Annotated in this window: 13 protein-coding genes; 8 read left to right on the top strand and 5 right to left on the bottom strand. The window is 71.1% G+C overall.

The features are described from left to right. Window positions 1-85 precede the first annotated feature (85 nt). The gene (treS, locus tag FB465_RS22995) at window positions 86-1,789 is read right to left on the bottom strand and encodes a maltose alpha-D-glucosyltransferase (RefSeq protein WP_145793372.1); all 1,704 of its coding nucleotides are present in this window, start codon (window positions 1,787-1,789) and stop codon (window positions 86-88) included. Then, a complete protein-coding gene (locus tag FB465_RS23000; RefSeq protein ID WP_145797532.1) occupies window positions 1,786-3,741 on the bottom strand; it encodes a maltotransferase domain-containing protein in 1,956 nt (651 codons plus the stop codon). Before FB465_RS23000 ends, treS begins: the two co-directional genes overlap by 4 nt. 926 nt (window positions 3,742-4,667) lie before the next feature. On the opposite strand from FB465_RS23000, the gene glgP reads away from it, so the two are divergent. The 3 genes from glgP (at window position 4,668) to FB465_RS23015 (ending at window position 9,190) form a co-directional block, all read left to right on the top strand. Then, window positions 4,668-7,373: an alpha-glucan family phosphorylase gene (gene glgP / locus FB465_RS23005; RefSeq protein ID WP_145793374.1), complete on the top strand. Its 2,706-nt coding sequence runs from the start codon at window positions 4,668-4,670 to the stop codon at window positions 7,371-7,373. A 90-nt stretch (window positions 7,374-7,463) separates the two neighbouring features. After that, window positions 7,464-8,123 (top strand): nicotinamide riboside transporter PnuC, encoded by a 660-nt coding sequence (gene pnuC / locus FB465_RS23010; RefSeq protein ID WP_145793376.1) that lies wholly within the window; start codon window positions 7,464-7,466, stop codon window positions 8,121-8,123. Further along, window positions 8,120-9,190 (top strand): AAA family ATPase, encoded by a 1,071-nt coding sequence (locus tag FB465_RS23015; RefSeq protein ID WP_145793377.1) that lies wholly within the window; start codon window positions 8,120-8,122, stop codon window positions 9,188-9,190. Before pnuC ends, FB465_RS23015 begins: the two co-directional genes overlap by 4 nt. A gap of 124 nt (window positions 9,191-9,314) precedes the next feature. Here the strand turns inward: FB465_RS23015 and FB465_RS23020 are convergent, their stop codons facing one another. From FB465_RS23020 to glgX, 3 genes are read right to left on the bottom strand one after another with little or no spacing between them, the layout of a single operon-like run. After that, entirely contained in the window at window positions 9,315-11,141 is a 1,827-nt protein-coding gene (locus tag FB465_RS23020; protein WP_145793379.1) for an ABC transporter ATP-binding protein, read from the bottom strand. Further along, complete coding sequence (locus tag FB465_RS23025) at window positions 11,138-12,991, bottom strand: ABC transporter ATP-binding protein (RefSeq protein WP_145793381.1); 1,854 nt, start codon at window positions 12,989-12,991, stop codon at window positions 11,138-11,140. The genes FB465_RS23020 and FB465_RS23025 overlap by 4 nt, the downstream gene beginning before the upstream one ends. Window positions 12,992-13,034: 43 nt before the next feature. After that, window positions 13,035-15,293 carry a glycogen debranching protein GlgX gene (gene glgX, locus FB465_RS23030; protein ID WP_145793382.1) on the bottom strand — a complete coding sequence of 753 codons (2,259 nt, stop codon included), beginning with the start codon at window positions 15,291-15,293 and terminating at the stop codon, window positions 13,035-13,037. A gap of 236 nt (window positions 15,294-15,529) precedes the next feature. Between glgX and FB465_RS23035 the strand changes: the two genes are divergently transcribed. From FB465_RS23035 to FB465_RS23055, 5 genes are all read left to right on the top strand, one after another. Continuing rightward, a complete protein-coding gene (locus FB465_RS23035) occupies window positions 15,530-16,738 on the top strand; it encodes a L,D-transpeptidase (protein ID WP_145793384.1) in 1,209 nt (402 codons plus the stop codon). 267 nt (window positions 16,739-17,005) lie between these two features. Beyond that, window positions 17,006-18,184, top strand: coding sequence for a L,D-transpeptidase (locus tag FB465_RS23040; RefSeq protein ID WP_145797533.1), 1,179 nt, complete (start codon window positions 17,006-17,008; stop codon window positions 18,182-18,184). A 146-nt stretch (window positions 18,185-18,330) separates the two neighbouring features. Continuing rightward, complete coding sequence (locus FB465_RS23045; RefSeq protein ID WP_145793386.1) at window positions 18,331-19,536, top strand: L,D-transpeptidase; 1,206 nt, start codon at window positions 18,331-18,333, stop codon at window positions 19,534-19,536. Window positions 19,537-19,559: 23 nt separating this feature from the next. After that, a complete protein-coding gene (locus FB465_RS23050; RefSeq protein WP_170290668.1) occupies window positions 19,560-20,768 on the top strand; it encodes a L,D-transpeptidase in 1,209 nt (402 codons plus the stop codon). A 105-nt stretch (window positions 20,769-20,873) separates the two neighbouring features. Then, a complete protein-coding gene (locus tag FB465_RS23055; RefSeq protein ID WP_145793390.1) occupies window positions 20,874-21,422 on the top strand; it encodes an ATP-binding protein in 549 nt (182 codons plus the stop codon). The last annotated feature ends 178 nt before the right edge of the window (window positions 21,423-21,600 follow it).

Below are 21,600 nucleotides of genomic sequence, written 5' to 3' on the forward strand. Positions count from 1 at the left end.
TGCAGAGAGTCCCGGGGGCGCGGATGATGGCTCTTCGCGCCCCCGGGGGAACCAAGTGGTGGATCGTTACTTCTTGCGAGGCTCGCTAGTGTGCGCGAGGACTGCGCAGCTGGAACCAGTAGAAGCCGTGACCGGCCAGGGTGAGCAGATAGGGCCACTCGCCGATGGACGGGAAGCGCACGCCGCCGATCAGCTCCACCGGGTACCGCCCCCCGTACCTCCGCAGGTCCAACTCGGTCGGTTGCGCGAAGCGCGAGAAGTTGTTCACGCACATGACCAGGTCTCCCTCGTACTCGCGCACGAAGGCCAGCACCGCGGGGTTGCTGGAGGGCAGTTCGGTGTAGCTGCCGAGGCCGAACGCCGGGTTGAGCTTTCGGATCTCGATCATGCGACGCGTCCAGTGCAGCAGAGAACTCGAACTGCTCTGCTGTGCTTCGACGTTGGTCACCTGGAAGCCGTACACCGGATCCATGATGGGCGGCAGACTGAGCCTGCCCGGGTCCGCGGAGGAAAAACCCGCGTTACGATCCGGTGTCCACTGCATCGGGGTGCGGACGCCGTCCCGGTCGCCCAGCCAGATGTTGTCGCCCATACCGATCTCGTCCCCGTAGTAGAGGACGGGGGAGCCGGGCAGGGAGAGCAGCAGGGCGGTGAACAGTTCGATCTGGTTGCGGTCGTTCTCCAGCAGCGGGGCGAGCCGCCGACGGATGCCCACGTTGGCGCGCATCCGCGGGTCCTTGGCGTACTCCGCGTACATGTAGTCGCGCTCCTCGTCGGTGACCATCTCCAGGGTCAGCTCGTCGTGGTTGCGCAGGAAGATGCCCCACTGGCAGCCGCCGGGGATGGTCGGCGTCTTGGCGAGGATCTCCGAGACCGGGTAGCGGGACTCCCGGCGGACGGCCATGAAGATCCGGGGCATCACCGGGAAGTGGAACGCCATGTGGCACTCGTCGCCGCCGGAGGCGAAGTCGCCGAAGTAGTCGACGACGTCCTCCGGCCACTGGTTGGCCTCGGCGAGCAGCACGGTGTCCGGGTAGTCCGCGTCGATCTCCTTGCGGACCCGGCGGAGGAACTCGTGGGTCTCCGGGAGGTTCTCGCAGTTGGTGCCCTCGCGCGCGAACAGGTACGGCACCGCGTCGAGGCGGAACCCGTCGATCCCGAGGTCCAGCCAGAACCGCAGCCCCGCGATCATCTCCTCCTGGACCCGCGGGTTGTCGTAGTTGAGGTCCGGCTGGTGCGAGAAGAAGCGGTGCCAGTAGTACTGCTTGCGGACCGGGTCGTACGTCCAGTTGCTGGTCTCGGTGTCGACGAAGATGATCCGGGCGTCCGGGTACTGCTTGTCGTCGTCGGCCCACATGTAGAAGTCGCCGTACGGGCCGTCAGGGTCGTTGCGGCTGGCCTGGAACCACGGGTGCTGGTCACTCGTGTGGTTCATCACGAAGTCGATGATCACGCGCATGCCGCGCTTGTGGGCGGCGTCCACGAACTCCACGAAGTCGGCCAGGTCGCCGAACTCGGGGAGCACCGACTTGTAGTCGGCCACGTCGTACCCGCCGTCGCGCAGCGGGGAGGCGAAGAAGGGCGGCAGCCAGAGGCAGTCCACGCCGAGCCACTGAAGGTAGTCCAGCTTGGAGGTGAGCCCCCTGAGGTCCCCGACGCCGTCGCCGTTGCTGTCCTGGAAGGACCGCACCAGGACCTCGTAGAAGACCGCGCGTTTGAACCACTCCGGGTCCAGGTCCTTCTTCAGGGTCTCGGCGAAGGTGTCGGGGACGGGCTCGTTGACTGTCACTGAGGGTTCCTCCGAACCGTGAGGAGGTGGGCCGGCCCGGTGGCCGGGTCGAGCCGGACGTAGTTGTGCCGGGTCCAGGTGTAGGTGGCACCGGTGAGCTCGTCGTGCACCGTCAGAGGTGCGTCCCCGTCGAGGGTGACGGTGGCTTCCTGGGCGTGGTGCGGGTCCAGATTGACGACGGCGATCACGTGGTCGGTCAGGCCGTCCTCGGTGGTCGCGGTCTTGGAGTAGGCGAGGATCTGGTCGTTGTCGGTGGGGTGGAAGCGCAGGTTGCGCAGCTGCTGGAGGGATGGGTGGCGCCGGCGCAGGCGGTTGAGGGTGGTGAGCAGCGGCGTGAGGGTGTCGGTACGGCTCCAGTCGCGGGGGCGCAGCTCGTACTTCTCCGAGGCGGCGTACTCCTCGCTGCCGGGCGCGGCCGCCTCGTTCTCGTAGTGCTCGTAGCCGGCGTAGATGCCGTAGCTGGGGGCGAGGGTGGCGGCGAGGACGGCGCGGGCGGCGAAGGCGGCGGGGCCGCCGGTCTGCAGGTGCTCCGGGAGGATGTCGGGGGTGTTGGCGAAGAAGTTCGGGCGCATGTAGGCGGCCGCGTCGCCCGAGAGCTCGGTCAGGTACTCGGTGAGCTCCTGCTTGGTGTTCCGCCAGGTGAAGTAGGTGTACGACTGGTGGAAGCCGATCTTCCCCAGGGTGTGCATCATCGCCGGACGGGTGAAGGCCTCGGCGAGGAAGAGCACGTCGGGGTCGGTGCGGGCGATGTCGCCCAGGACCTTCTCCCAGAAGACGACCGGCTTGGTGTGCGGGTTGTCCACCCGGAAGATCCGGACGCCGTGGGCCATCCAGAAGCGCAGGATGCGCAGGGTCTCCTTGACGATGCCGTCGAAGTCCTGCTCGAAGTTGACGGGGTAGATGTCCTGGTACTTCTTCGGCGGGTTCTCGGCGTAAGCGATGGTGCCGTCGATACGGTGGGTGAACCACTCGGGGTGCTTGTTGACCCACGGGTGGTCGGGCGAGCACTGGAGGGCGAAGTCCAGGGCGACCTCCAGGTGGAGGCCGGCCGCGGTGGCGACGAAGTGGTCGAAGTCCTCGATGGTGCCGAGGTCGGGGTGGACGGCGTCGTGGCCGCCCTCGGGCGAGCCGATCGCCCACGGGGAGCCGACGTCGTGCGGACCGGCCGTCAGCGAGTTGTCGGGGCCCTTGCGGTAGGCGCGGCCGATCGGGTGGACGGGGGGCAGGTAGACCACGTCGAAGCCCATCGCGGCGACCGCGGGCAGCCGCTCGGCGGCGCTGCGGAACGTCCCCGAGATCGGCGCGGCGTTGCCGTCCGGGTCCACGACGGCGCCCTCGGAGCGGGGGAAGAACTCGTACCAGGAGCCGTACAGCGCCCGCTGACGGTCCACCTGCAACGGCAGCGGACGCGAGGCGGTCACCAGCTCCCGCAGCGGGTACCGGGCGAGCAGGTCGGTCACCTCGGGGGCCATCGCCGAGGCGAGCCGGCTCAGCGGCGGCATGCCGGTGTCGCGCAGCGCGTCCACGGCGGCCAGGACGTGCGCCCGGCCCTCCTTCTTCGGTACACCGGCGGCGGCGCGTTCCAGCAGTTGCGCGCCCTCCTCCAGGACGAGCGCGGTGTCGATCCCGGCCGGAAGCTTGACGGCCGCGGTCTTGCGCCAGGTGGCGATCGGGTCGCCCCAGGCCTCCACCAGGTACGACCAGCGGCCGGGCGCGGTCGGGGTGACGTGCGCGCCCCAGCGGTCCGTCCCGGGCGCCAGCTCGCGCATCGGCGTCCACGGGCCGCTGCGGCCGCGCGGGTCGCGCAGCACCACGTTGGCGTTGACCGCGTCATGGCCCTCGCGGAAGACGGTGGCGGTGACGAGGAAGCTCTCGCCGGCCACGGCCTTGGCCGGACGGCGCCCGGCGTCGATGAGGGGGGACACGTCCAGGACGGGGATGCGGCCGATCACGGTGTCGCTCTCTGTCGTCTTGCGGGCAGCTGTCTTGCGTGGGGTGGTGGTCCTGCGGGCGGCCGTGGGCTTCGCGGCGGCGGGCTTCGCGGCCGTGGCCTCGGCGCCCTGACGGGCCGTGGCCTTGCGCGGTGCCGCGGCCTTGCGCGGCTCGGCGGCCTTGCGCGGTGCGGCGGTCCTGCGAGCTGCGCGCGGGGCCGGCAGCGGGGCCTCCGCCTCTGACGATGTTTCGGGGTCGCCCGTTGTCGAGATCGACTGGTCCCGCGTGTCGCCGTGCATGCCAAACTCCTGCCCGAGATCGGCGGCAGCTCCCGCGGGCCGTGCGGGGCCAGGGGAGTACCGGGGGGACTACTGGGTGAGGGAGGACGTGCGACCGGAAGCCTGCCCGCGCCGTCGTGCCCCGCAACCTGCCCACCCGGCCCACGACTGCGGCCCGGAGGCCGAGAGACCGCGCGCGTCCCAGCGCGTGCCCCTCGGGGCACGCCCCGGAGCGACCCAACCCATCCGAGAACGATCGGGCACGGCATCAGGACACGCCTCACGGGCACAGCGGAGGCCAAACGGGTTAAGGATGATGAGAGCTCGTCAACGAGAGGGATTCCGGACGTGGGACAGCAGGGGTGCGCCCACCCGGATCGCACTCCCCACGGCACCAACGACCTTTGTGCATCCTCGCACCACCGGCAAGACCTACGGATGAGTAAGCGCGTGATTTCGGACGGTAGGCAGAGGCATATCAGCCAGTGGAAACGTGGACGTTCCAGGCTGTTCACGCGCCAGGAGCGCACCCTTTCGGGTGAATGCGCCCCCGTGCGCCCCTCGTGCAGCGGAATGCGCCGACTGTGATCTCACCAATGGTCCGAACGGGTGCGCAATACGATAGTTGACGCCCCATCATTTCGGTTCCGGGGTCTAGGCTTCACGCCGTGAAGGCAATCCGCAGATTCACCGTCCGCACCGTCCTGCCCGAACAACTCCAGCCGCTGCACGAACTGGCGCTGAACCTCCGCTGGTCCTGGCACCCCGAGACGAGGGAGCTGTTCCGCTCCGTCGACCCGGAGGTCTGGGCCGCCGTCGGCGAGGATCCCGTACGGCTGCTCGGAGAGGTCCCGGCGGCCCGGCTCGCCGCGCTGGCCGCCGACCGCCGCTTCCTGCGCAGACTCGGCGACCTCTCCGACGACCTGCGCGACTACCTCACCGGGCCGCGGTGGTACCAGTCAGCCATGCCACCCGGCGACGGCAGCAGCCCGCTGCCCGCCGCCATCGCCTACTTCTCGCCCGAGTACGGCATCGCGGCCGCGCTGCCCCAGTACTCCGGCGGCCTCGGCATCCTGGCCGGGGACCACCTCAAGGCCGCGAGCGACCTCGGTGTGCCGATCATCGGTGTCGGCCTGTTCTACCGGCACGGCTACTTCCGGCAGTCCCTCTCCCGGGACGGCTGGCAGCAGGAGCGCTACCCGCTGCTCGACCCGGACGAGCTCGCCGTGAGCCTGCTCCGCGAGGCCGACGGCACCCCCTGCCGGATCGACCTCGCCCTACCGGCAGGCCGCACCCTCGCCGCCCACGTCTGGAAGGCCCAGGTCGGACGCGTCCCTCTGCTGCTGCTCGACTCCGACATCGAACCCAACACCGCCGCCGACCGCGATGTGACGGACCGCCTGTACGGGGGCGGCAGTGAGCACCGGCTGCTCCAGGAGATGCTGCTGGGCATCGGCGGCGTCCGTGCGGTGCGCACCTACTGCCGGCTCACCGGCCACCCCGACCCCGAGGTGTTCCACACCAACGAGGGCCATGCCGGCTTCCTCGGCGTCGAGCGCATCCGCGAGCTCGTCACCGAGCAGGAGAAGACCGCCGAGGACACCGAGGGGCTGGACTTCGCCGCCGCCCTCGAGGCCGTCCGGGCCGGCACGCTCTTCACCACGCACACCCCCGTCCCGGCCGGGATCGACCGCTTCGACCGCGACCTGGTGGCCCGCCACTTCAGCGGCGACGCCGCACTGCCCGGCGTGCCCGTCGAGCAGGTGCTCGCGCTCGGCGCGGAGAGCTGGCAGGGCGGGGACCCGAAGCTCTTCAACATGGCCGCGATGGGCCTGCGCCTGGCCCAGCGGGCCAACGGCGTCTCCACGCTGCACGGCGAGGTCAGCCGGGGCATGTTCAGCGGCCTCTGGCCGGGCTTCGACGCGGCGGAGGTGCCGATCACCTCGGTCACCAACGGCGTCCACGCGCCCACCTGGATCGACCCGGCCGTGGTCCGGCTCGGCGCGGGCGAGATCGGCATCGAACGTGCCGAGGACGCCATGATGACGGGCGAGGCCAAGCGCTGGACCGGCCTGGAGCGGATCGGCAACGCCGACATCTGGGAGCTGCGCCGCACCCTGCGCTCGCAGCTCGTGGACGAGGCCCGCCACCGGGTGCGCGCCTCCTGGCGCCAGCGCGGGGCCGGCGACGCCGAGCTCGGCTGGGTCGGCTCGGTGCTCGACCCGGACGTGCTCACCATCGGCTTCGCCCGCCGCGTCCCCTCGTACAAGCGGCTCACCCTGATGCTGCGGGACCCGGCGCGGCTGCGGGCCCTGCTGCTGCACCCGACCAGGCCGGTGCAGATCGTGGTGGCGGGCAAGGCCCACCCGGCCGACGACGGCGGCAAGCGGCTGATCCAGCAGATGGTCGCCTTCGCCGACGACCCGGCCGTCCGCCACCGGATCGTCTTCCTGCCCGACTACGACATGGCCATGGCCCAGCACCTCTACCCGGGCTGCGACGTCTGGCTGAACAACCCGCTGCGCCCGCTGGAGGCCTGCGGCACGTCCGGGATGAAGGCGGCGCTCAACGGGTGCCTCAACCTCTCCGTCCTGGACGGCTGGTGGGACGAGTGGTACGACGGCCAGAACGGCTGGGCCATCCCGACCGCCGACGGCGTCGGGTCGGTCCTCGACCCGGAGAGCGCCGAGGCCGACCGCCGGGACGACATCGAGGCGGCGGCGCTGTACGACCTGATCGAGCACCAGGTCGCCGCCCGCTTCTACGACCGCGCCTCCGACGGGCTGCCGCACCGCTGGATCGCCATGGTCCGCCACACCCTGGTCACGCTCGGCCCGAAGGTGCTGGCCGGCCGGATGGTCCGGGAGTACGTCGAGCGGCTGTACGCACCCGCGGCCACCGCCCAGCGGGAGCTGGCCGCGGCCGTCCCCGGCGGGGTCTCCCACGCGGGAGCGCGGGAGCTGGCGGAGTGGAAGTCCCGGGTCCGGGCCGCCTGGCCGGCCGTCCGGGTCGAGCACGTCGAGGCCGAGGGGTCGGCCGAGGCCCAGGAGCTGGGCAGCACGCTGACCCTGCGCGTCCAGGTCTCGCTCGGGCCGCTGGAGCCGACGGACGTGGAGGTTCAGGTGGTCTCCGGCCGGGTGGACGAGACGGACGGCATCTCCGATGCCGTGGTGCTCGCCCTCAAGCCCTCCGGCGGGCCGGATCTCGACGGCCGCCACCGGTACGAGGGCTCGCTGGAGCTCTGCCGTACGGGCCCGTTCGGCTACACCGTGCGCGTCCTGCCGGCCCATCAGCTGCTGGCCTCCCCGGCCGAGCTGGGGCTGGTCGTCCTGCCTGCCGAGTCGGCCGGGATGGACGCGGGGCTGCTGCGCTGAGGCGACAGGGGGTGAGCGCAGGGCCACAGGCGTTGCGCCCACCCCCGGCTGCCGTTATCGTCACTCCGACCATAAGGGTGAGGGGTGGCCATGGCCGTCAGCGATTTCCTGAGCGGGCTCACCGAGCCCCTCAACACCGTGCTGTTCCACGTCGGCCAGGACGCCGTCAGCTGGGCCGAGCTGCTCGGCTTCGCCACCGGGGCGGTGGGCGTCTGGCTCACCGTCAGGGCCAGGATCTGGAACTTCCCGGTCGGCATAGCGAACAACATCTTCTTCCTGGTGCTCTTCTGGAGCGCCCGGCTCTACGCCGACGCGGCCCTGCAACTGGTGTTCCTGGCTCTCGGCATCCACGGCTGGTGGCAGTGGCTGCGCGGCGGTGAGCAGCGCTCGGCGCGATCCGTCCGCCGGGCGAGCCCCCGGACGCTGGTGGTTCTGCTGCTGCTCCTGGTGCCCGTGACCTGGGCGCTCACCGTCGTGCTCGGACGCGCCGGGGACAGCGCGCCGTTCTGGGACGCGCTCACCACCGCGCTCTCGCTCGCGGCCCAGTGGCTTCTGAACACCAAGCAGGTCGAGACCTGGTACTTCTGGATCGCGGCGGACGTGGTCTACGTCCCGCTGTACTTCGTGAAGGCGCTGGACCTCACCGCCCTCGTCTACCTGCTCTTCCTGGGCCTCTGCCTGCTGGGCCTCCGGGCCTGGCGGCGCGAGCTGACGACCGAGGCCGCGCAGCCCGTGGCGGTGCCGGCATGAGCGGCCGGTTCGGGCACGGGCTGGTGATCGGCAAGTTCTACCCGCCGCACGCCGGGCACCACTTCCTGATCCGCACCGCCGCGGACGCCTGCGACCGGGTCACGGTGGTCGTGATGGCCGCGGACGTCGAGACCGTCCCCCTGGCGGCCCGGGTCTCCTGGATCGAGGAGGCCTGGGCGGACCACCCGCACGTGCACGTCGCCGGGGTGGTGGACAACCTCGCCGTCGACTACGAGAGCGAGGAGATCTGGGCCGGACACGTCGCGCTGATGCGGCAGGCCCTTGCGGGGGCGCCCGCCGTCGACGCGGTGTTCAGCTCCGAGCCCTACGGGGTGGAGCTCGCCCGGCGCTTCCGGGCCGCACCGGTGGTGCTGGACCAGGGCCGGGAGACCTTCGCGGTCTCCGGCACCGAGGTGCGCGCCGACCCGGCGGCGCACTGGGACCACCTGGAGCCGCCGGTACGCGCCTGGTTCAGCCGGCGGGTGGTGGTCCTGGGCGCGGAGTCGACCGGTACCACCACGCTCTCCCGCGACCTCGCCGCCGCCCTTCGGGCCCGCGGCGGCCCGCACGCGCGGACCGGCTGGGTGCCCGAGTACGGTCGAGAGTTGACGGTGGCCAAGCTTGCCGTCGCCCGGGCCCTCGCCGACCCGGCGGGGCCCGCACCGACCGTCTTCGACCTCGAGTGGACGGACCGGGACTTCGAACTGGTCTGCCGGAGGCAGTCCGCCGACGAGGAACGCGCCGCGCGCGCCGGGGGCCCGGTTCTGGTCTGCGACACCGACGCGCTCGCCACCACGGTGTGGCAGGAGCGCTACCGAGGTGCCGTCACGGGTCCGGTACGCGACCTTGCCGAGGCCCTGTCGCCGCGCGCCCTCTACCTGCTGACCTCGGACGAAGGCGTTCCCTTCGACGACGACGGGCTGCGGGACGGGGAGCACCTGCGGCCCTGGATGACGGGTCGCTTCCGCGAGGTTCTCACGGCCGGTGACACTCCTTGGCTTGAACTGACCGGTGACCGCCCCGAGCGGCTGCGGCAGGCACTGGCGGCGGTCGACCGGCTGCTGTAGGTGAGGCACTCGAGCCAGTTGCACCACCTAAGGGGCGCGAGGAACTGCGCGAGATCGGAAGGCGACGACCTGTGCCCTACCGCTGCGCGCAGTTCCCCGCGCCCCTGGGGATGCCCGGACGGTCTCAGACCAGGCTGTCGCGCCAGGCCTGGTGGAGGTCCGCGAAGTGGCCCTGGCCGCTGATCAGGTCGGCAGGGGTGCCGTCCTCGACGATCCGGCCCTGCTCCATCACCAGGACCCGGTCGGCGATCTCCACCGTGGAGAGCCGGTGCGCGATGATCACCGCCGTCCGCCCGGCCAGCACCGTCCGCATCGCCCGCTGCACCGCCTGCTCGCCCGGCACGTCCAGCGAGGAGGTGGCCTCGTCCAGGATCAGCACCGCCGGGTCCGCCAGCAGCGCCCTGGCGAAGGCCACCAGCTGCCGCTGGCCGGCCGAGATCCGGCCGCCGCGCTTGCGGACGTCGGTGTCGAAGCCGTCCGGCAGCTCCGAGATGAACTCGTACGCGCCGATCTCCCGCGCCGCCTGCTCGACCTCGGCGCGTGTGGCGCCGGGCCGGCCGATGGCGATGTTCTCGGCGACCGTGCCGGAGAACAGGAAGGACTCCTGGGTGACCATCACCACGCCGCGCCGCAGCTCGGCGGTGGAGAGCTCGCGCAGGTCGATGCCGTCGAGGGTGAGCCGGCCGCTGGTCGGGTCGTAGAACCGGGCCAGCAGCTTGGCCAGCGTGGACTTGCCCGCGCCGGTGGCGCCCACCACGGCGGTGGTCTGCCCGGCGGGCAGCACCAGGTCGAAGGAGGGCAGCACCTCCTTCCCCGTCCGGTACGCGAAGCGCACGCCGTGGAAGGCCACCTCCCGTCCCTTGATCGTGGTGGCGGGGAGCTCGGCCGGGGCGGCCGGTTCGGCGACCGTGGGCTCGTGCGCCAGCAGGCCGGCCATCTTCTCCAGGGCGGCGGCGGCCGACTGGTAGCTGTTCAGGAACATCGCCAGCTGGTCGATCGGGTCGTACAGCCGCCGCAGGTAGAGCACGAAGGCGGTGAGCACGCCGAGCTCCAGGCTGCCGTCGGTGACCAGGAAGGCGCCGAGCACCACCACGCCGGTGATCCAGGTGTTGGCGGTGGCCCGGGAGAGACCGACATAGCGGGCCATCTCCAGCAGGCCGTCGGCGGTGGCGGCGGCGGACTGGCGGTTGACCACGCCGAAGGACTCGTCGTTGGCGGCCTCGCGGCGGAACGCCTGCACCGGGCGGATGCCGTTCATGGTCTCGGTGAACCTGACGATCACTGCGGCCACGGCCGTCCGCGAGCGCCGGTAGACCCGCAGCGAGCGGCGCCGGAACGACCGGATGATCAGGTACATCGGCAGGAAGGAGACCAGCGCGGCCAGGCCGAGCCGCCAGTCCATGAGCAGCAGCACGACCGTGATGTAGAAGACCGAGAGGATCACCGTCAGGAGTTCCTGGAGCCCCTCGGCGAGCAGTTCGCGCAGGGCGTCCACGTCGCTGGTCGCCCGGGAGATGATCCGGCCCGAGGTGTACCGCTCGTGGAAGTCCAGGCTGAGCCGCTGGGCGTGCCGGAAGATCCGGCCGCGCAGGTCGAGCAGGATGTCCTGGTTGATCCGCCCGCTCAGCCGGATGAAGGCCCGCTGCAGCAGTGTGCTCACCCCGGCGCAGCCCAGGTAGGCGGCGATCACGGCGATCAGCGGACCGCTGCGGTGGTCGCGCAGCGCCGGGATGCCCCGGTCCATCGCGACCGCGACCAGCAGCGGGCCGGCCTGCAGCGCCGCCTGCTGGACCAGGATCACCAGCATGGCGCCGGCGATCCGCCGCCGGTGCGGGCCGAGCAGCTCGCGCAGCAGGGTGCGGGCGGCACCGGGAGGGACGGGGATGTCCTCGTCCTCGGCGGGGTGCGGCAGTTCCTCGAGGTCCTCGGCGGCCTCGACGGTGGTGGTCATCGGGCGGGGCTCCCTTCCAGCGCGGGGGCGGCCTCGCCCGTCATCAGCTCGCGGTAGACCGCGGAGGTCCTCAGCAGTTCCTGGTGCGTCCCGACGGCGGCGATCCGGCCCTCGTCGAGGACGGCGACGCGGTCCGCCAGCAGGACGGTGCTCGGCCGGTGGGCCACCACCAGGGCGGTGGTGCCGCCGAGGACCTGCCGCAGTGCCTGCTCGACCAGGGCCTCGGTGTGCACGTCCAGTGCGGAGAGCGGGTCGTCCAGCACCAGGAAGCCGGGCTCGCCGACCACCGCACGGGCCAGGGCCAGGCGCTGTCGCTGCCCGCCGGACAGGCTCAGCCCCTGCTCGCCGACCTGGGTCTCGACCCCGGCGGGCAGCTTGTGGACGAAGCCGGCCTGGGCGGTGTCGAGAGCGGCGTCGAGCTGCTCGGGGCCCGCGTCGGGTGCGCCCATCAGGACGTTCTCCCGGACGGAGGCGGAGAACAGCGTCGGCTCCTCGAAGGCGACGGAGACCAGCTCACGCAGCCGTTGCCGGGGGATGTCGCGGATGTCGCGGCCGTCCAGGGTGATGCTGCCGCCGGTGGCCTCGTAGAGGCGGGGGAGCAGTGCGGTGAGCGTGGTCTTGCCGCTGCCGGTGGCGCCGACCAGGGCCATCGTCTCGCCGTGCCGGATGTGCAGGTCGATGCCGCACAGCAGGTCGGGCGTGCCGGCGGGGGCGTCGGGGTAGCGGAACCGGACGCCGCTGAAGCGGATGCCCTTGTCGGCCTCCTGAGCCCAAGAGCGCGCCGGTGCCGAAAGCGCCGAGTGACGCTCGGAGGGCAGCTCCGGCTTCTCCGGCTCGTCCATCACCTCGAAGAAGCGGTCCGTCGCGGTGGCGGCCTCGTTGGCGTAGGCCAGCAGCCAGCCCAGCGACTCGACCGGCCAGCGCAGGGCCAGCGCGATGGAGAGGAAGGCGACCAGGGTGCCGACGGTCAGCTGGTCGTCGGCGACCCGGACGGCGCCGACGGCGAGCGCGCAGCCGAGTGCGAACTCCGGCAGTCCGACGATGACGGCCCAGAGGTTGGCCAGCATGTCCGCCTTGTGCAGCTCGGTGCCGCGCAGTTCGCGGGTCTGCTGCCGGAAGCGCTCGGCCATCGTGCGGTGGCGGCCGAAGGCCTTGAGGATGCGGATGCCGAGGACCGACTCCTCGATCACCGTGGCGAGGTCGCCGTTCTGGTCCTGGGCGCGGCGGGCGGCCCGGGAGTAGCGGCTCTCGAAGTGCCGGGTGAGCACCATCAGCGGCGCGGCGGGCAGCAGCGTGATCAGGCCGAGCCGCCAGTCCAGCAGGAACATCATGACCGAGCCGATGAGGAACACCATCGAGTTGACGATCAGGAAGACCAGCGGGAAGGCCAGGAAGAGCCGCATGGTGAACATGTCGGAGGTGGCCCGGGAGAGCAGCTGCCCGGACGGCCAGCGGTCGTGGAAGGAGACCGGCAGCCGCTGCAGCTTGGCGTAGAGGTCACCGCGCATGGCGCTCTCGACCCGGGCGAGCGGGCGGGCCACGATCACCCGGCGGACGCCGAACAGCCCCGCCTCGATCAGGCCGAGCAGCAGGAGCAGCCCGGCGAGCGGCCACAGTGCACCGAGGTCGTGGTGGGCGATCGGGCCGTCGACGATGCGGCGGAGCACCAGCGGGACGAGTAGCACGCTGCCGGAGGCGACCAGCGCGGCCGCCGTCGCGCCGGCGATCCGCCAGCGCACCTCGCGGGCGTACGGCCACAGGCGCAGCAGCGAGCGCAGCGTGGACCGGCGCGGTGTGCGTGCCGTCTCGGACGGTGTGTCAGGTTGGTCGGGGTTCTCGTTCTCGGCCATCGCCGAGAGGGTAGGCAGAGCCACTGACATTTCTCATCCGGTTTTACGCGCCTGTCGGCGAGAACCGGCCATGGTCCGTGGCGGCTACTCTGAGCAGCCGACAGGAGCGTCCGCCCACCGTGATGGCCGTCAGCGCGGGGTGCCGCCCTTCCGGGGCCTCGGCGCGGGCGGTGTCCACCACCGTGCGGTACGCGGAGGCCCAGGGCTCGCCCGGCAGCGTGAAGGAGACCGGCTGCTCGCCGGCGTTGAGCAGCAGCAGGAAGCTGTCGTCGGTCAGGGCGCAGCCGTGCTGGTCGCGTTCCGACATGGCCGTGCCGGAGAGCAGCATGCCGAGTACGGCCGTCGGGGTGAACCAGTCGGCCTCGGTCATCTCCCGGCCCCGGGCGGTGAACCAGGCGAGGTCCCGCTGCCCGCCGGGGACGGCGGCCCGGCCGGAGAAGAAGGCTCGCTGGCGCAGTACCGGGTGCGTGCGGCGGAGCCGGATCAGCCGGGAGGTCAGGTCGAGGAGCGAGCGCCACTCGGGGTCGCCCAGGAGTGACCAGTCCAGCCAGCTGTTCTCGTTGTCCTGGCAGTACGCGTTGTTGTTGCCGCCCTGGGTGCGGCCGAGCTCGTCGCCGGCGGTGAGCATCGGCACGCCGGTGGAGAGCAGCAGGGTGGTCAGCAGGTTGCGCAGCTGGCGCTGCCTCAGCTCGCGGACGGCGGGGTCGGTGGTCTCGCCCTCGGCGCCGCAGTTCCAGGAGCGGTTGTCGTTGGTCCCGTCCCGGTTGTCCTCGCCGTTGGCCTCGTTGTGCTTGCGGTTGTAGGAGACCAGGTCGCGCAGGGTGAAGCCGTCGTGCGCGGTGATGAAGTTGACCGAGGCGTAGGGGCGGCGGCCGCCGCGCTGGTAGAGGTCGGAGGAGCCGGAGAGCCGGTAGCCGAGCTCGCGGACGTCGGGCCGGGCGCCCCGCCAGAAGTCCCGGACGGTGTCGCGGTACTTGTCGTTCCACTCGGCCCAGAGCGGCGGGAAGCCGCCGACCTGGTAGCCGCCGGCCCCGACGTCCCAAGGTTCGGCGATCAGCTTGACCCGGCTGAGCACCGGGTCCTGGGAGACGGCGGCCAGGAAGGGGTGGTGCATCTCGACGCCGTCGCTGCCGCGGGCGAGCGCGGCGGCCAGGTCGAAGCGGAAGCCGTCCACGCCCATCTCGGAGACCCAGTAGCGCAGCGAGTCGGTGATCAGCCGGACGACGTGGGGCTGCCGGGTGTCGAGGGTGTTGCCGCAGCCGGTGTAGTCGGCGTAGCCGCGGCGGCTGCGGTCGAGCCGGTAGTAGCCGGCGTTGTCGATGCCGCGCAGCGCGAGCGAGGGGCCCATGGTGCCGCCCTCGGCGGTGTGGTTGTAGACCACGTCGAGGATCACCTCGATGCCGGCCGCGTGCAGGGCGCGGACCATCCGCTTGAACTCGCCGACCTGCTGCCCCCGGCTGCCGGAGGAGGAGTACCCGGCGTGCGGGGCGAAGAATCCGAGGGTGTTGTAGCCCCAGTAGTTGGTGAGCCCGCGCTGCTGGAGGTGGTCCTCATCGGCGTACTGGTGGACGGGCAGCAGCTCGACCGCGGTGACGCCCAGGCCGACCAGGTGCTGGATCGCCGCCGGGTGGGCCAGCCCGGCGTAGGTGCCCCGAAGCTCCGGGGGGATGCCGGGGTGGCGCATGGTGAAGCCGCGGACGTGCAGCTCGTAGAGCACGGTCTCGGCCCAGGGGGTCTTGGGCCGGTGGTCGTCGTACCAGTCGTCGTCGTCGTGGACCACCACGGCCTTGGGCACGTACGGGGCGGAGTCCCGGTTGTCCCGTACGGTGTCGGCCACCTCGCGCTCGGGCCAGTTCCGGACGGCGGCGCAGGTGGCGTCGTGGGCGGTGTAGGCGCCGTCGACGGCCCGGGCGTACGGGTCGAGCAGCAGCTTGGCCGGGTTCCAGCGGGCGCCGGTCCACGGGTCCCAGCGGCCGTGCACCCGGTAGCCGTAGCGGGTGCCGGGGAGGACCCCGGGCAGGTAGCCGTGCCAGGTCTGGAAGGTCTGCTCGGTGAGCGGGTGCCGGGTCTCGTGGCCGGCCTCGTCGAAGAGGCAGAGTTCGACGGCCTCGGCGCCCGCCGCCCAGATCGCGAAGTTGGTACCGCGGGTGCCCTCGGGGTCCGTGCGGAAGCGGGCGCCCAGCGGCTGCCAGCTGCCCGGCCAGGTGGCGACCGGTGAGGGGTGGGCGGCGTTGCCGTTGGGTTGGGTCCTCGCCGGCGCGCTTCGGCGCGTGTCCTGCCCCAGCTCCTGCCACGCCGTCATCGGTGAACCCTCCCAGCGCGGGGAGTCCCGTTCCCCGCTTCCCTCTCTTGTTCCCTGATCGGCTGCCGCTGTCACGTGGCGGATCATCTTGTGACGGACCGTGAACGATTCTGTCCCGTTATGAGGCTTTCCGGCGTCTGCTGAGTGAATTCGTTCCCTCGTGTCCGCCCGGGGGTGCCGTCGTTATGCCCGGCGTCAGGCACCACTGCCTGGGACAACTGAGATGGAGGGCCGGAATGCACCCCGGAGTACGGGTCTGGGCCCGGCGCGCGGCGGCCGTCGGGCTGTGCCTGCTCACCGGGTGCTCCGGCGGCGGGCGGCAGGCGGGGCCCAGCGTCGACCAGGCGGTGCAGAGCCCGCCGGTGTCCCGCGCGGTGATCACCACGACCCCGGGGGACGGCAGCCAGGACGTCGCCCCCGAGGGGCCGGTCAGGGTCACCGTGGCGCAGGGCAGGCTGGTCTCGGTACGCCTGGCCGACGACAAGGGCGCCGTCCTGGTCGGGAGGGTCAGCCCCGACGGCGGCTCCTGGGCCCCGGACGGCAGGCTCTCGCCGGCCACCCCGTACACCCTGGACACCGTGGCCGAGGACGGCGCCGGGCTGAAGGCCGCCCAGCACGTGGCCTTCTCGACCCTCACCCCCGCGCGCACCTTCGCCGCGTTCTTCACCCCCGAGGACGGCAGCACCGTCGGCGTCGGTATGCCGGTCTCGCTGCGCTTCACCCGGCCGATCACCGAGCGCGCCGCGGTGGAGAAGGCCGTCACCGTGACCGCAGACCCGCCGGTGGCGGTGCGTGCGCACTGGTTCGGCAGCCAGCGGCTGGACTTCCGCCCGGAGAAGTACTGGGCGGCCGGTAGCAGGGTCACGCTGGCGCTGCGCCTCAAGGATGTCCAGGGCGCCGCGGGCTACTACGGCACCCAGGCGAAGGACGTGCACCTGACCATCGGCCGCGCCCAGGTCAGCACCGTCGACCTGACGACCCGCACCATGACCGTCCGGCAGGACGGCAGGATGCTGCGCACCCTCAAGGTCTCGGGCGGCAGCCCCGAGCACTCCACGTACCTCGGTGCCATGGTGATCTCCGAGAAGTTCGAGGTCACCCGGATGAACTCGCAGACCGTCGGGATGGGCGACGAGTACGACATCAAGGACGTCCCGCACGCGATGCGGCTGACCAGCTCGGGCACCTTCGTGCACGGCAACTACTGGGCCCCGGTCTCGGTCTTCGGCAGCGAGAACACCAGCCACGGCTGCATCGGCCTGGCCGACGCCAAGGGCGGCTCGCCGGACACCCCGGCCGGCTGGTTCTTCGAGCACTCGATCGTCGGCGATGTGATCGAGGTGCGCGGGCAGGAGGGGAGCGTCGTTCCCCCGGAGAACGGGCTGAACGGCTGGAACCTCTCCTGGGCCCAGTGGGTGCGCGGAAGCGCGCTGGGAGTTCACTGAGTCGGCACGCCCCTCCCCCCGAAGATTCACTCATCCGGCCCAGTTATCCTGACCTCCCGCGCCGACCCGGGTCCCTGCCCTGTGAGCCCGCGTGGAAGCAGTCTCGGCCCGGTGCAACTGATCCGGGCGAAAGCGCGTGTATTCACCGTGGATACCGGGAGGGGAGCACACCGAGTGAAGCCCGTTCAGGCGGCCGACGCCGCGATATGTACGACTGAGGGTGCGGCCGGTCGCGGCCGGGGCCGCCAGGCGGGTGTTGCCCTGCTGATGGGCGGCGTCCTGCTGCTCGGCGCGGCCTGCAGCTCCGGTGGCGGCGGGGGCTCCAAGGACGGTGCGAGCGGCGGCGGCTCGGGTACGCCCGGCACCGCGTCCAGCCCGGCGGCCCCCAAGACCTCGGCCGCGGTGCTCACCGTGACGCCCAAGGACGGCGCCGAGGACGTGGCCCCCACCAACGGTCTCCAGGTCACGGTGGCGGGCGGCACGCTGACCAACGTCGAGGTGACGGACAAGAACAGCAAGGCGGTTCCCGGCACGATCTCCGCCGACGGTCTCAGCTGGAAGCCCAGCGGCGCCCTCGCGGTCGGCATGGTCTACAAGGTCAACGCGCAGGCCAAGGACGCCAACGGCCTGGTCGCGGCCTCGACCAGCACCTTCACCACGCTGACCCCGGCGAAGACGGTCGCCACCAACGACAACATCTCCGACAACGCCACCTACGGCGTCGGCATGATCGTCTCGGTGGCCTTCAGCAAGCCGATCAAGAACAAGGACGCCGTCGCCAAGGGCATCACCTTCGAGAGCAGCAACGGCACCGTGGTCAAGGGCCACTGGTTCGGCTCCCAGCGCCTGGACTTCCGTCCGGCCGAGTACTGGAAGGCCGGCACCAAGGTCACCGTCCACTACAAGCTGAAGAGCGTCGAGGTCTCGCCCGGCGTCTACGGCGACGTGGACCGCGACGAGCCCTTCACCATCGGGCGGTCCCAGGTCAGCACCGCCGACGCGGGGACGCACATGATGACCGTCAAGCGGGACGGCGCGGTCTACAAGACCATCCCGATCACGGCCGGCAACGACGAGAACCCGTCCTGGAACGGCACCATGGTCATCTCCGGCAAGGAGAAGGTGACCCGGATGAACTCGGCCACCGTCGCCAACATCCAGGGCGAGGAGTACGACGTCCCGGACGTCCCGCACGCGATGCGGCTCACCTCCTCCGGCACGTACGTGCACGGCAACTACTGGGGCAACGCCTTCGGCAAGTCCAACGCCAGCCACGGCTGCATCTCCATGCAGGACGCCAAGGGCGGCGACGACGGCTCCACGGCGGGCAAGTTCTTCGCGGAGTCGCTGATCGGCGACGTCGTGAAGATCGTCAACTCCAAGGGCAAGACGGTCAGTCCGGACAACGGTCTCAGCGGCTGGACGCTGAGCTGGAGCCAGTGGTAGCCCGTCCTCCTGGGCACGTCCGGCCCGGCCGCTCCTCGGAGTGGCCGGGCCGTTGTCCGTTCGTGACCTGTTCGTCCTCGGGCGGGCGCAACTTATCGGTGGGACGAAGCGTGTATACGGCTGGAACAAGGGACGGGGGAGCGCACGTGAAGTCGGTACGCAGGGGCGTGGTCGCCGGGCTGCTCGGGGGCGCACTGGCGCTGAGCACGGCCTGCAGCAGCGGTGGTGGCGGCGGGACCGGGGGCACCACCGGGGCCGCGTCCAAGGCGGCGGTCTCGGCAGCGGTGGTGACCATCGAGCCGGCGAACGGCGCGACGGGCGTGAAGCCGGTCGGCCCGCTGAAGGTGTCGGTCACGGGCGGGAAGCTGACCACCGTGAAGGTCACCGACAAGGACGGCAAGGAGGTGCCCGGGGCCATCACCGCGGACGGTGCGGGCTGGGCGCCCAAGGGCGGACTGTCGGTCGGTACGCAGTACAAGGTGAGCGCGGAGGCCGCCGACGACAAGGGCGTGGTCGCCAAGGCGGAGAGCAGCTTCACCACGCTGACCCCGGACAAGGACGCGAACCCGCGCGACAACATCTCCGACGGCCAGACGTACGGGGTCGGGATGATCGTGTCGCTGAGGTTCGACCGGGCGATCAAGGACAAGGCGGCGGTGGAGAAGGGCATCACCTTCGAGACCTCGGACGGCTCGGTGGTGAAGGGGCACTGGTTCGGCAGTCAGCGGGTGGACTTCCGTCCCGAGAAGTACTGGACGGCCGGTACCAAGGTGACGGTCCACTACCGCCTGAAGAGCGTCGAGGTGGCGCCGGGCGTGTACGGCGGGGTGGACAGTGACGAGCCGTTCGTCATCGGGCGTTCGCAGGTGAGCACCGTGGACGCGTCGACCCATCAGATGGCGGTCGAGCGGGACGGGAAGCCGTACCAGACCATCCCGATCAGCACCGGTGCCTCCGAGCCCAAGTCCTGGAACGCGTACAACGGGACGATGGTGATCGAGGCCAAGGAGGGGTCGGCCCTGATGGACTCCTCGACCGTCCCCGGCCTGGAGGGTTCGGCGTACAAGCACAAGGTGCCGCACTCGATGCGGCTCACCGACTCGGGTACGTACGTCCACGGCAACAACTGGTCCGACCACTCGGAGTTCGGCCACAACAACGTCAGCCACGGCTGCGTCGGGCTCGAGGACTCCAAGGCGGACCCGGACAACGGCGACGACAACTCCTCGGCCGGAAAGTTCTACGCCGCCTCGATCGTGGGCGACGTGGTCACGATCAAGAACTCGGTGGGCGAACAGGTCAGCCCCGACAACGGCCTGAGCGGCTGGAACCTGAGCTGGAACAACTGGTGAACGGGAGAGGGACGTTGAAGTCGATGCGCAGGGGCGTGGCCGCAGGGGCGCTCGGGGGTGCGCTGGTGCTGATGACCGCCGCGTGCAGCGGCGGGAGCGCCGGCGGCGGTTCGACAGACGCCACTCCGGTGGCTGCGAAGAGCACGGCCGCGGCGGCGCCCAAGCCGACCGTCTCGGCCGCGGTGCTGAGCATCGAGCCGAAGAACGGCAGCCAGGACGTGAAGCCGGCCGGCCCGGTGAAGGTGTCGGTGGCGAGCGGGAAGCTGACCACCGTGAAGGTCACCGACAAGGACGGCAAGGAGGTGCCGGGCTCGGTCGCCGCCGACGGGGTGAGCTGGGTGCCCAAGGCCGGCCTGTCGGTCGGCACCCGGTACCGGGTGAGCGCGCAGGCGGCGGACGCCAACGGCCTGGTGGCGACGGCGGAGAGCAGCTTCACCACGCTCACCCCGGACGAGGACGCGGGCCCGCACGACAACATCTCCGACGGCCAGACCTACGGGGTCGGGATGATCGTCTCGCTGACCTTCGACCGCACGGTCAAGGACAAGGCGGCGGTGGAGAAGGGCATCACCTTCGAGACCTCCGACGGCTCGGTGGTGAAGGGGCACTGGTTCGGCGGCACCCGGGTGGACTTCCGTCCGGAGAAGTTCTGGACGCCGGGCACCAAGGTGACGATCCACTACCGGCTGAAGAGCGTCGAGGTGGCGCCGGACGTGTACGGCGGGGTGGACGCCGACGAGCCGTTCGTCATCGGCCGCTCGCAGGTCAGTACCGTCGACGTGGCCAAGCACGAGATGCAGGTCGTCAAGGACGGCCAGGTCGTCGACAACATCCCGATCACCGCGGGCAAGCCGGGATTCGACTCCTGGAACGGCACGATGGTCATCAAGGAGATGGCCGAGCGCACCCGGATGTCCTCCCAGGGCGTCAGCGGCATCACCAAGGGCGACGAGTACGACCTCGACGACGTGCCGCACGCGATGCGGCTGACCGACTCGGGTACGTACGTCCACGGCAACTCCTGGGCCACCGGCGCGATGGGGTCGTACAACGCGAGCCACGGCTGCATCGGCGTGGAGGACGCGCGGTACGGCAGCAACAGCTCCGACGCCGGGAAGCTCTACAACTCCTCGCTGATCGGCGATGTGGTGACGGTCGTCAACTCCAAGGGCCCCAAGGTGGAGGCGTGGAACGGCCTGAGCGGCTGGAACGTGAACTGGGGTGAGTGGTAGGCCTGTTCGGCGGGCCTCCGACTTGCACCTGTCATATGCCAATTGAATAGTGATCGTTTGGTCATTGTCCGTACGCGGCCGCATGCGTTCCGCAATGATTGGCGCATGGCGGGATGGGGCGAGTCAGAGTGGGCATCACATCCGGGGGCCAACCTGGCCGCTGACGACCCGTCGAGCAGTGGGGTGTTCGCGCTGGAGACGCTGGAGCGACTGACGCCGCAGGAGTTGGAACGCGAATATCTCGGCTGGCTCTGCGAGCAGGTGGCGGCCGAGCAGGAGGTGTGCCTGCCCTCGCGTCCCGAACTCGTCAGGGTGGCCCGCCGAATCGTCCTGTCCGTTCTGCAGCGCTGGCAGCTCCACCCGTTACTCGAGGCGGGTGAACTGCTCACCGGCGAGTTGACGGCCAACGCGGTCCGGCACACCGGCGGGCGGACGATCGGGCTGCGGCTGGCCCGCCGGCCCGGCTGGCTGCGGGTGGAGGTGCGCGACTCCTCGCGGGCACTGCCCTGTCTGATCGTGGCCGAGCCCGGCAGTGAGACCGGCCACGGCATGATGCTGGTGGAGGCGCTCTCCGAGCGCTGGGGGGCGGATCTGCTGCCCCGCGGCAAGGGTGTCTGGTTCGAGCTCAAGGTCCGCGAGCGAGCGGGCGGTTGATCCCTGGGAAACGATGCGGGGCCCCCGTCCACCGATGTGTGGTGTGGGGGCCCCTGCAGGTCACCGCGCAGGCCATGGGGGTGCGTGCCGCGCAGTGGTGACGGCCGAACCGGGTCGGGGTGGGCCGTGGATCGCGCCCGGCGCAGCGCGCCCGGACTCGTTCGACTATCGCATGGTC

The organism is Kitasatospora atroaurantiaca (assembly GCF_007828955.1).
In the GTDB taxonomy this organism is placed as follows: Bacteria; Actinomycetota; Actinomycetes; order Streptomycetales; family Streptomycetaceae; genus Kitasatospora; species Kitasatospora atroaurantiaca.

Excerpts from the sequence above, each read along its gene's own strand:
- FB465_RS23050 (WP_170290668.1), top strand. The coding sequence starts at position 19,560 with ATGCGCAGGGGCGTGGCCGCAGGGGCGCTCGGGGGTGCGCTGGTGCTG.
- FB465_RS23025 (WP_145793381.1), bottom strand. The coding sequence starts at position 12,991 with ATGGCCGAGAACGAGAACCCCGACCAACCTGACACACCGTCCGAGACG.
- pnuC (WP_145793376.1), top strand. The coding sequence starts at position 7,464 with ATGGCCGTCAGCGATTTCCTGAGCGGGCTCACCGAGCCCCTCAACACC.
- glgX (WP_145793382.1), bottom strand. The coding sequence starts at position 15,293 with ATGACGGCGTGGCAGGAGCTGGGGCAGGACACGCGCCGAAGCGCGCCG.
- FB465_RS23035 (WP_145793384.1), top strand. The coding sequence starts at position 15,530 with ATGCACCCCGGAGTACGGGTCTGGGCCCGGCGCGCGGCGGCCGTCGGG.
- FB465_RS23055 (WP_145793390.1), top strand. The coding sequence starts at position 20,874 with ATGGCGGGATGGGGCGAGTCAGAGTGGGCATCACATCCGGGGGCCAAC.
- FB465_RS23020 (WP_145793379.1), bottom strand. The coding sequence starts at position 11,141 with ATGACCACCACCGTCGAGGCCGCCGAGGACCTCGAGGAACTGCCGCAC.
- FB465_RS23040 (WP_145797533.1), top strand. The coding sequence starts at position 17,006 with ATGGGCGGCGTCCTGCTGCTCGGCGCGGCCTGCAGCTCCGGTGGCGGC.
- FB465_RS23015 (WP_145793377.1), top strand. The coding sequence starts at position 8,120 with ATGAGCGGCCGGTTCGGGCACGGGCTGGTGATCGGCAAGTTCTACCCG.